This is a genomic window from Brevibacterium daeguense (genome assembly GCF_021729135.1).
Classification (GTDB): Bacteria; Actinomycetota; Actinomycetes; order Actinomycetales; family Brevibacteriaceae; genus Brevibacterium; species Brevibacterium daeguense.
On the sequence record NZ_JAJTWW010000010.1, the window covers coordinates 90,470 to 100,307 of the forward strand.

The window sequence follows — 9,838 nt, forward strand, 5'->3', positions numbered from 1 at the left end:
AGTGTCTGACCGGAGCAGTGAGTGCTGCCGCACTGCCGCACGCGACGAGCGACCGGTGGCGGAGGGCCGAGGCGCTGGTCCACAATGAGCGACATGAGCAGCCAGGAGATGTGGGAGTCGCGCTATCGCGATGAGGACGGCCACCACCCGGATGGAACCGAGCCGCACCCGATCGTCCTCGAGCAGGCCGAATCGGTCGCTGCGCGCGCTCGGGATGCGGGGATTCCCGTCAGCCGCGTACGTGCTGCCGACCTGGGATCCGGTTCCGGACGGCACGCGCTGGCGCTGGCCGAGCTGGGGATGAGCGTGACTGCGATCGATTTCGCCGCCTCGGCCCACGACCTGCTGCGGCGGGAGGCCGCCCGGCGAGGCATCGTCGATCGCATCACGCCGGTAGTCGCAGACGTGTCGTCGTGGCAGCCCGCCGATAGTCCCGGATTCGATCTGATCGTGGCGGCCTATCTGCACACCGATCTGGAGGTGCTGACCCGCAGCGCGCGCCTGCTGGCACCGGGCGGGCGGCTGGTCTGGATCGGACACGCCCCGGACAGCCCGCACGGGCCGCCGCCGGAGGTTCGGCGCGACAGCCTTGTCGACTATCGTCGGCAGCTCGAACCCTTGGAAGCCGAGGGCGGGCGGGTGCTGCGCCTGGACGAGGACGCACTCTCGCCCGAGTTCCTCGACATCATCGCGGTCGTCGAGCAGCCGCTGCGCTGAGCTCCGAGCTCCGAGTCGACTGCGGGGTGATCCCCGGAGCCGGCAGCGTCGTCAGCGTGATTGCGGCGCTGTCGGGCTGACTTTGCCGCCATGCCTGCAGCGCTAGCGGGCAGCGGCGCTAGCGGGCGGCGGCGTCCAGCTCGTCGTCGATGTAGCTGCGGCGGCTGGCGCGGAAGCCGGTGGCGGCCATGGCCGCGGTCGCGACGACCAGGCCGAGGAGGATGGCGGACCAGCTGCCCGTCGCATCGTAGATCATGCCGACGAGCAGCGGACCCACGGCGGCGATGAAATAGCCCAGCGGCTGGACGAACCCGGAGAGTCGGGCGGTGACCAGCGGGGTGCGGGTGCGGGCCGGGATCAGGGCGAGCGCCGTCGGGAAGCAGAAGCCGCCCAGGCCGAGCAGGAAGGCCCACAGCAGCGGCCAGGTGTCGGCGGCGAAGCACAGCCCCAGATACCCGCCGGCGGTCAGCAGCGAGAACATCACCGGGAAGATCCCCAGATGCCGTGCCCGGTGGATGATCGACGGCATCGCCAGGCCGCCGACGATGTTGAGCGCGCCGACCATGGACAGGGCGACGGACCCCACGGTCGCGGAGGCGCCGCTGTCGAGGTAGATCTGGGGCAGCCAGCCCATCTGGACGTAGGCGTTCATCGACTGCAGCCCGAAGAACAGCATGAGGAACACCGCGGTCGGGGCTCGCCACAATGACGCGCCCCGCCGGGCGGCAGCCGTGTCCGCCGAGGTGTCACCCCGCCGGGCGGCGGCCGTGCCCGCCGAAGTGTCACCCTGCCGGTCGGCAGTCGTGGCTGCGGCGGGGAAGTCGTAGCCGGTGCGGGCGACGACGAAGATCCAGACGAGGATCTGGACGGCGGCGAAGGCGGCCCACACGGCCAGTGCCCAGCGCCACCCGTCGGCACCGTCGAAGAGCAGGGCGCTCAGCGGGCCGATCGCCCCCGACAGCCCCAGCACCGAGGTGTAGATGGTCATCAGGGCGACGATGTGGCGGCCGCCGTGATTCTTGATCCAGGCCGGCAGCAGCACATTGGCCAGCGCGATGCCTGCCACCACGCAGGCGGTCAGGACGATGAAGATCCAGATCCCGCCCACCCACGGCCGCAGCGCCAGGCCGATGAACGTGAGCACCATGCCGGCGGTGAGCGCTCCGCCGAGCCCGAGCCGCGACGCGATCGGGACCGCGGCCAGGCCCATGAGCGCGAAGAAGAGCCCGGGGATGGCGGTGACCACCCCGGCCAGCCAGCCACCGGCCCCGAACGCCTCGACGACATCGCCGAGCACCGGACCCAGGGATGCGATGCCGGCCCGGAGGTTGACCGCCGCCACGAGGACGGCGGCGAAGGCCAGCAGCACCGGCACGGTCCGGAGCCCGGGGCGCCGACCCGGCCGGACCGGAGTCGCCGGCCCCGTGCGCGAGTTCGCTGGCCCGGGGCGCGGATCCGTTGACCCGGGGCGCGGGTTCGCCGGCCCCGGGCGCGGAGTCGCTGGATCGGTCATGCTGCCTTCCTCGGACGGTCTGGCGCGGGAGGATGTGGCCTCGACGCGCGCATTCTCCGTGAGCCTAGTCGCACCTTCGACTGTCTGCTTGCGGCAGGGGAACCGGCAGGGTAGGTATGAGGTGGTGAGCAGCCAGAGTGAACCGAATATGAGCCAGGACCAGCGCCGGATCCTGGTCATCGCACTCGTCCCGCTCTTCATGTCGCTGCTCAGTGTGTCGATCGTCAACGTCGTGCTGCCGTCGATCGAGATCTCGATCGGGGCGGGACCGTCGGGACTGCAGTGGGTGCTCGCCGGCTACACCCTGGCCTTCGGAGTCATGCTGGTGCCGGCCGGGCGGGCGGGCGACCTCTTCGGCCGTGCCAAGCTGTTCGTCCTCGGTGTGGGCCTGTTCGGCCTCGCCTCCCTCGTCGCCGGGTTGGCGCCGGATGTCGTGGTGCTCAACATCGCCCGCGTCTTCATGGGATTCGGCTCCGGCTTCCTCAACCCGCAGACCGTCGGGTTCATCCAGCAGTACTTCAAGGGTGAGCAGCGAGGCCGGGCGTTCGGACTGTTCGGCTCCGTCGTGGGCATCTCCGTGGCGATCGGACCGGTGCTCGGCGGAGCGCTCATCGCCATGTTCGGGCCCGAATGGGGGTGGCGAGCATCGTTCCTCATCAACGTGCCGATCGCGGCGATCGCCATCATCACCGCTCTGCGCTGGCTGCCCGAATCGGCCTGGCACGCCCTGCCCGAGGCGCTGGAATCCGGCTCCCACCGGAAGCGGCCGGACCTGGACCCGGTGGGAATCGTGCTCCTCGCCTCGGCGACCCTGGTCATCATGCTGCCGTTCCTGCAGGGGAACGCCGGCGGCTGGATCTGGGCGCTCCTGCCCCTGGGCGCGGTGCTGCTGTTCGCCTGGCTCGGCTGGGAGTCCCGCTACAAGCGGCGCGGCGGCTTCCCGATGGTCGACCTGGCGCTGTTTCGCATCCGATCCTTCGCCAACGGCTCGCTGCTCATCGGGCTCTATTTCACCGGCATGACGAGCGTGTGGGTCGTGATCGCGATCTTCCTCCAGACCGGCCTGGGCTACACCGCCCTGCAGGCCGGGTTCGTCGGCCTGCCCTCGGCGATCTGCTCCGCGATCTCCGCCGCGATCGCGGGACGGTACGTCGTCGCGGTGGGACGGAAGCTCGTGGTGTGGGGGATCGGCGTGCTGCTGCTGGGACTGGCCGCCAGCATCGGAGTCATCGTCCTGCACGAGACCACCGGCAGCAGCATCTGGTGGCTGCTGCTCACCCTGTCGTTCGTCGGGATGGGCCAGGGCGGCGTGGTCAGCCCCAACCAGACCCTCACCCTGCGCAGGGTGCCCATGCAGCACGCGGGCGCCGCCGGCGGCATCCTGCAGACCGGGCAGCGGATCGGGACCGCGATCGGCATCGCCGTGATCACCGCGCTGTTCTTCACCGTGCAGGCCGTCTACGGGTGGACGGCCGCCGTGGTCACCGCGCTGACCACCATCGGCGTCATCATCGTGCTGTCCGGGGTGGTGGCGGTAGTGGACCTGGTCCAGGACCGCAGACACCGGGAGTAGGGCGGCGGTGCCGGTGGGCGCCGGGGGATGCCGACGAGTGCCGGGTGGCGCCCGCTCAGAACAGCTGGTGCCGGCACGGGCCGGCTGTCAGGCTCAGATCTCTGCCGCCTCAGATCTCTGTCGCCTCAGATCTCTGCAGATTCAGAACAGCTGCCGGAGATTGGTGCGGGCCAGGTCGACGAGCTCGTCGCCTCTGCCGCTGAGCACCGTGCGAATCGCGTACAGGGCGAAGCCCGAGGCCTGCGCCGCGGTGATCGTCGGCGGCATCGAGAGCTCCTGGCGTTCGGTGACCACGTCGAGCAGCGCCGGGCCGTCGTGGGCGAAGAACTCCTGCACAGCCGCCGGCAGCTGCTCGGACTTCTCCACCCGGATGCCCTTGATGCCCATCGCCTCGGCGATCTTCGAGAAGTCGGGGTTGACCAGTTCGGTGCCGAAGTTGACGAACCCCGCGGCCTTCATCTCGAGTTCGACGAAGTTGTAGGAGGAGTTGTTGTAGACGACGGTCTTCACCGGCAGCTGGTTCTGCGTCAGCGTGATCAGCTCGCCGAGCAGCATCGTCAGCCCGCCGTCGCCGGCCAGCGCGACCACCTGCCGGTCCGGCTGGTTGGCCTGCACGCCGATGCTCTGGGCGAGGGCGTTGGCCATCGAGCCGTGGGTGAAGGAGCCGAGGAGGCGCCGCCTGCCGTTCATCGTCAGGTACCGGGCGGCCCAGGTCACCGGAGAGCCGACATCGGGAATGAAGACGGCGTCCTCGGCAGCCCCCTCATCGATGAGCCGGGTCAGGTACTGCGGATGGATGGTCCGCGGGGAAGGCGTGGCCAGCTCGTCGAGGTCCTTGCGGGTCCTCCGATAGTGCTTGAGCAGCGACGTCAGGTGGGAATCGTCCGCGTGCGGGGACAGGCGGGGCAGCAGCGCCTCGATCGTGTCCTTGACGGTGCCGACCAGCCCGATGTCGACCCGGGTGCGGCGGCCCACCTGCTCGCCGCGCACATCGACCTGGATCACCGTAGCGTCCTCCGGATAGAACTGCTGATATGGCAGGTCCGTGCCCAGCATGAGCAGGGTGTCGCAGCTCTTCAGCGCGTGATAGCCGGAGGAGAACCCGAGCAGTCCGGTCATCCCGACATCGAACGGGTTGTCGTATTCGACGAACTCCTTGCCGCGCATCGCGTGGACGGTGGGCGCCTGCAGCCGCTCGGCGATCGCCAGCAGCTGGGCGTGCGCGCCCCGGGTGCCGGCGCCGGCCAGGATGGTGACCTTCCTGGCGGCGTTAAGCGCCTCGGCGGCGGCGTCGAGCTGGGATTGGGCGGGGATGACCCGCGACGGCTGGCTGCGGATCACCTCGGGTTCGGCGCGGATGTCGGTCAGCCCGATGTCGCCGGGGAGGACGAGCACGGCAACGCCGCGCTTCTCGAGGGCCTCGCGCATCGCGATCCGCAGCAGCCGGGGCATCTGCGCGGGGTCGGCGACGTGCTCGACGTAGACGCTGCACTCGCGGAAGAGCTCGGTCGGATGGGTCTCCTGGAAGTAGCCGGAGCCGATCTCGTCGCTGGGGATGTGGGCGGCGATGGCCAGCACCGGCACGCGGGAGCGCTGCGCGTCGAACAGGCCGTTGATGAGGTGCAGGTTGCCGGGCCCGCAGCTGCCGGCGCACACAGCGAGCTCGCCGGTGATCCCTGCCTCGGCGCTTGCAGCGAAGGCGGCGGCCTCCTCGTGGCGGACCTGCACCCAGTCGAGCGCACCGCATTCCCGCAGGGCGTCGGTGAAGCCGTTGAGAGAGTCACCGGGTAACCCGTAGACGCGTTTGACGCCGCTGGCGGCGAGTGTGTCGACGATGTTGCGTGCAACCGTGGGCAAGGAGATCCCCTTCCGCTCGATGAGCGATCGGGAAGGCTGTCCGACCGCAGAGGTTCGGTGGTGCTGTCCGCTTCGAGTCTACCGACGAGCCGCGCCCGGGCCAGGGGCGATCCGAGGGGCTGGAACTGATCGATGGCGGCGCTGGAGGCTGGTCGACGGCGGCGTGAGACTGCAATCGGACTTGCCAAAACACAGCGGGCACCGCAGACTGCAGGAAAATTCCACTGATCGGGAACGCGCCCGGTTCGAGTGTTCGCACCGAGTGCTCCCGATTGTCGGCACCGTCGCGGGTTCGGGGAGAGTGATTCAGCGATGACGTCAGACTACGACGCACCTCGCAAGCAGGACGAGGACCCGAGCAGCGACTCCGTCGACGAGCTCAAGGTCCAGCAGCGCCAGCCGCAGGCCGGTCTGGTGGATGAGGACGAAGCCATCGCTGCCGAGGGAATCGAGCTTCCCGGCGCCGATCTGTCCGATGAGCAGCTGACCGTTCGAGTGCTGCCCGAGCTCGACGACGAATTCACCTGCATGCAGTGCTTCCTGGTGCGGCACCGCTCCCAGCTGGCGAGCGACGAGGGTGGCTTCCTCCTCTGCACGGACTGCTCCGCCTGAACTGCGAACGAGGGACGCCTCGGCAGGTCCGGGAGTGCCGCGCCGGCCGGGCCTGGGACACCGCCTCGACAAGCCCCTGGACGCGGCCCAGCCAGGCCCGGGAGCGCCGCCCGGCCAGGCACTGACGCCGGGGAACCGTGCGGCAGGTCACACCCGACCGATGCGTAGACTTGGTGCTCATGAGCTTCTTCATCACCACTGCCATCGCGTACCCCAATGGCACCCCGCACATCGGGCACGCATATGAGTACATCGCCTCCGACGTCATCGCGCGCTTCAAGCGCCTGGACGGCCAGGACGTGTTCTTCATGACCGGCACCGATGAGCACGGGCTGAAGATGCAGCAGACGGCCGAGCGCCTCGGCGTCACCGCCCACCAGCTCGCCGACACCAACTCCGCGAAGTTTCGGGCGCTCGACGACATGCTCGGGATCTCCTACGACCGCTTCATCCGCACCACCGACGAGGACCACCACCGCTCCTCGCAGGAGCTGTGGCGCCGGATGGAGGCGAGCGGCGACATCTACCTCGACAGCTATACGGGCTGGTACTCGGTGCGCGACGAAGCGTACTTCACCGAGGACGAGACCGAGCTGGTCGACGGCGTCCGGGTGGCGAAGTCCTCCGGCGCCGAGGTGACCTGGACCGAGGAGGAGTCGTACTTCTTCCGGCTGTCGAAGTACCAGGACCGGCTGCTCGAGCACTACCGGGAGCACCCGGAGTTCATCGGCCCCGATTCCCGCCGCAACGAGGTCGCCTCCTTCGTCGCCTCCGGGCTGAAGGACCTGTCGATCTCCCGGACGACCTTCGACTGGGGCATTCCCGTGCCCGGCAACGACAAGCACGTGATGTACGTGTGGGTCGACGCCCTGACCAACTACCTGACCGGCGCCGGCTTCCCCGAGGACGACGGGGAGTCGTTCCGCAAGTGGTGGCCGGCCGACGTCCACATCATCGGCAAGGACATCGCCCGCTTCCACTGCGTGTACTGGCCGGCCTTCCTCATGAGCGCCGGAATCGAGCTGCCCCGCCGGGTCCACGTCCACGGCTTCCTGTTCAACAAGGGCGAGAAGATGTCCAAGTCGGTGGGCAACGTCGTCGACCCCTACGACCTCGTCGACGCCTACGGCCTGGACACCGTCCGGTTCTTCCTGCTCCGGGAGATCTCCTACGGCCAGGACGGCTCCTACTCCCACGACGGCATCATCACCCGCAAGAACACCGACCTCGCCAACGAGTACGGCAACCTCGCCCAGCGCTCGCTGTCCATGGTCGCCAAGAACTGCGGGGGAGCCGTCCCCGAGCACGGCGAGCTCACGCAGGAGGACGAGGCGCTGCTCGCGCAGGCCCGCGGTGTGCTCGCCCAGGCGCGATCCCACATCGACACCCAGAGCCTCCACCTCTACCTCGAGGCATGCTGGAAGGTGCTCGCCGCCGCGAACAAGTACTTCAGCGTGCAGGAGCCGTGGAAGCTCAAGAAGACCGACGAGGCGCGCATGGCCACCGTGCTGTGGGTGACCATCGAGGTGGTGCGGATGATCACGCTGCTCGTGCAGCCGGTGATGCCCACCTCGACCGGTAAGATCCTCGACCTGCTCGCCGTGCCCGCGGACGCCCGCGACCTCTCCGCGCTGGAGACCTCGCTCGTGCCCGGCACCGAGCTCCCCGCACCCGTTCCCGTGTTCCCCAAGTACCAGGAGGACTGAACCACATGGCCTCGCGTGCCGCCGGCACCTATCCCGAGGTGCCCCAGCCGCTGCCCAGCCCCGGCGTGGACACCCACACCCACCTCGACATCTGCACCGGCGCCCGCGGACCCATCAAGTCCGGTGAACCGGCCCCGGAGGTGGAGCCCGAGGCGGACGAGGAGTTCCCCGAGCTGTCCTTCTTCCATGACACCGCTCAGCAGGCAGGGGTGACCCGGATCGTGCAGATCGGCTGCGAGATGTCGGCGGCCCGGTGGACCGCGAAGGTGGTGGCCGAGGAGGCCGCCGCCGGACGCGATTGGATGCTCGGCGGGGTGGCGATCCACCCCAACGAGGCACCTCGGCTGAAGTCGGCCGGGCTGCTCGAGGAGTCCGTCACGGAGATCGAGCAGCTGACCGCCGGCGACCGGATGCGCGTGGTGGGGGAGACCGGGCTGGACTACTTCCGCACCGAGGGCGAGGGGATCGCAGCCCAGCAGGAGTCGTTCCGCTGGCACATCGAGATCGCCAAGCGGCGGGGCCTGGCGCTGCAGATCCACGACCGGAACGCCCACGAGGACGTGCTGCGGATCCTGCGCGAGGAGGGCGCCCCGGACGTCACTGTGTTCCACTGCTTCTCCGGGGATGTGGCCATGGCCCGGGAGTGCGCCGAGCATGGCTACTACATGTCGTTTGCGGGCAACATCACATTCAAGAATGCCGCCGGGCTGCGGCATGCGGCCTCGATCGTGCCGCCGCACCTGCTGCTCAGCGAGACCGATGCGCCGTTCCTCACTCCTCACCCGCACCGCGGCAAGCCGGGCGGGCCGTACCTGACCGCGGTGACGCTGCGCAAGCTCGCTGAGATCCGCGGGGAGCCGCTGGCCGAGCTGTGCAGGCAGATCACCGCGAACGCCGAGCAGGCCTTCGGGTCGTGGGCGCTGGAGCGGTCGGTGACGCCGGCCCGGTGACGCCGACCCGGCGACGCCGGTCGGGTGAGGCCGGCTCGATTATTGGGTCGGCCCGGATTCCTGGCCCGCGCCGAATGTAACGGAGAACCACGCGTTCACCAGCGCCTTCATCAACGGTTCGTTACAAGATTGCGGTCTTGGTAACGAATCGGTTACGCTGAACCCGTTCTTCTCTTCGCGCTCGGATAGCGCAGTCTCCACACCGACCCGATTGGATTCTTTTCCATGAACTCATTCCTGCGGAATCGCAAGGTGCAGATTGCCGGCCAGGCAGTGGTGATCACTGCCCTGGTGGGCGGCACCAGTGCCTTTGTCGCGATGAATAAGCCGGTGAACATGACCGTCGACGGTCAGGCCGAGCAGGTGCGGACATTCGGCGGCACCGTGGGTGACGTGCTGGAGGCCCAGGGCCTCGAGATCGACGAGCGCGACCTGGTCCAGCCGGGCGCCGGCGCTCCGATCGAGCGCGATATGAATATCGTGGTCAACACCGCCAAGGACCTCAACCTCACCGTGGACGGTGTGGCCCTCGACGAGTGGACGACCGCGAACACCGTGGGTCAGGCGCTGGCGGATCTGGGCATCGAGGCCGAGGGCGCCGAGGTGTCGCTGCCTCTCGATGAGCCGCTTTCCGAGGACGGCGCCGAGCTCGACGTCGTCACCCCCAAGGGTGTGACCGTGGTGGCCGACGGCAAGAAGCATGTCGTGGACTCCGCGACTGCAACGGTGTCGGACGTGCTGGCCGAAGCCGGTGTCGAGGTGGGCGGTGAGGACATCGTGTCGGTGCCCGTCAGCGCCCCCGTGTCCGACGGTCAGGTCGTCAACGTGCTGCGCGTGAAGAACGAGACGAAGACGGTCGAGGAGAAGATCGAGAAGAAGGTCACGGTCAAGGAGACCGCTTCGCTCGACC

Annotated in this window: 8 protein-coding genes; 6 read left to right on the top strand and 2 right to left on the bottom strand. The window is 68.9% G+C overall.

Going from position 1 to position 9,838, the window contains the following annotated elements; genetic code table 11:
• Window positions 1-93 precede the first annotated feature (93 nt).
• The gene (locus tag LXN01_RS10405; protein ID WP_236864809.1) at window positions 94-717 is read left to right on the top strand and encodes a class I SAM-dependent methyltransferase; all 624 of its coding nucleotides are present in this window, start codon (window positions 94-96) and stop codon (window positions 715-717) included.
• A gap of 118 nt (window positions 718-835) precedes the next feature.
• On the opposite strand, the gene LXN01_RS10410 is transcribed toward LXN01_RS10405, so the two are convergent.
• Entirely contained in the window at window positions 836-2,230 is a 1,395-nt protein-coding gene (locus tag LXN01_RS10410) for an MFS transporter (RefSeq protein WP_236864811.1), read from the bottom strand.
• Between the two features lie 148 nt (window positions 2,231-2,378).
• Between LXN01_RS10410 and LXN01_RS10415 the strand changes: the two genes are divergently transcribed.
• Window positions 2,379-3,803: an MFS transporter gene (locus LXN01_RS10415; RefSeq protein ID WP_236864813.1), complete on the top strand. Its 1,425-nt coding sequence runs from the start codon at window positions 2,379-2,381 to the stop codon at window positions 3,801-3,803.
• Between the two features lie 141 nt (window positions 3,804-3,944).
• On the opposite strand, the gene poxB is transcribed toward LXN01_RS10415, so the two are convergent.
• Window positions 3,945-5,660 (bottom strand): ubiquinone-dependent pyruvate dehydrogenase, encoded by a 1,716-nt coding sequence (gene poxB, locus LXN01_RS10420; protein ID WP_236864815.1) that lies wholly within the window; start codon window positions 5,658-5,660, stop codon window positions 3,945-3,947.
• Between the two features lie 312 nt (window positions 5,661-5,972).
• On the opposite strand from poxB, the gene LXN01_RS10425 reads away from it, so the two are divergent.
• The 4 genes from LXN01_RS10425 to LXN01_RS10440 form a co-directional block, all read left to right on the top strand.
• A complete protein-coding gene (locus LXN01_RS10425) occupies window positions 5,973-6,272 on the top strand; it encodes a DUF4193 domain-containing protein (protein ID WP_236864817.1) in 300 nt (99 codons plus the stop codon).
• A gap of 179 nt (window positions 6,273-6,451) precedes the next feature.
• Entirely contained in the window at window positions 6,452-7,978 is a 1,527-nt protein-coding gene (metG, locus tag LXN01_RS10430; protein WP_236864819.1) for a methionine--tRNA ligase, read from the top strand.
• Window positions 7,979-7,983: 5 nt separating this feature from the next.
• Window positions 7,984-8,928, top strand: coding sequence for a TatD family hydrolase (locus LXN01_RS10435; protein WP_236864821.1), 945 nt, complete (start codon window positions 7,984-7,986; stop codon window positions 8,926-8,928).
• A gap of 225 nt (window positions 8,929-9,153) precedes the next feature.
• On the top strand, window positions 9,154-9,838 hold a 685-nt coding region (locus LXN01_RS10440), incomplete at its 3' end, for a resuscitation-promoting factor (protein ID WP_236864829.1).

What these genes read in the sequence shown, in the direction of transcription:
- metG (WP_236864819.1), top strand. Translation starts at nt 6,452, where the DNA reads ATGAGCTTCTTCATCACCACTGCCATCGCGTACCCCAATGGCACCCCG.
- LXN01_RS10415 (WP_236864813.1), top strand. Translation starts at nt 2,379, where the DNA reads ATGAGCCAGGACCAGCGCCGGATCCTGGTCATCGCACTCGTCCCGCTC.
- LXN01_RS10435 (WP_236864821.1), top strand. Translation starts at nt 7,984, where the DNA reads ATGGCCTCGCGTGCCGCCGGCACCTATCCCGAGGTGCCCCAGCCGCTG.
- LXN01_RS10425 (WP_236864817.1), top strand. Translation starts at nt 5,973, where the DNA reads ATGACGTCAGACTACGACGCACCTCGCAAGCAGGACGAGGACCCGAGC.
- LXN01_RS10410 (WP_236864811.1), bottom strand. Translation starts at nt 2,230, where the DNA reads ATGACCGATCCAGCGACTCCGCGCCCGGGGCCGGCGAACCCGCGCCCC.
- LXN01_RS10405 (WP_236864809.1), top strand. Translation starts at nt 94, where the DNA reads ATGAGCAGCCAGGAGATGTGGGAGTCGCGCTATCGCGATGAGGACGGC.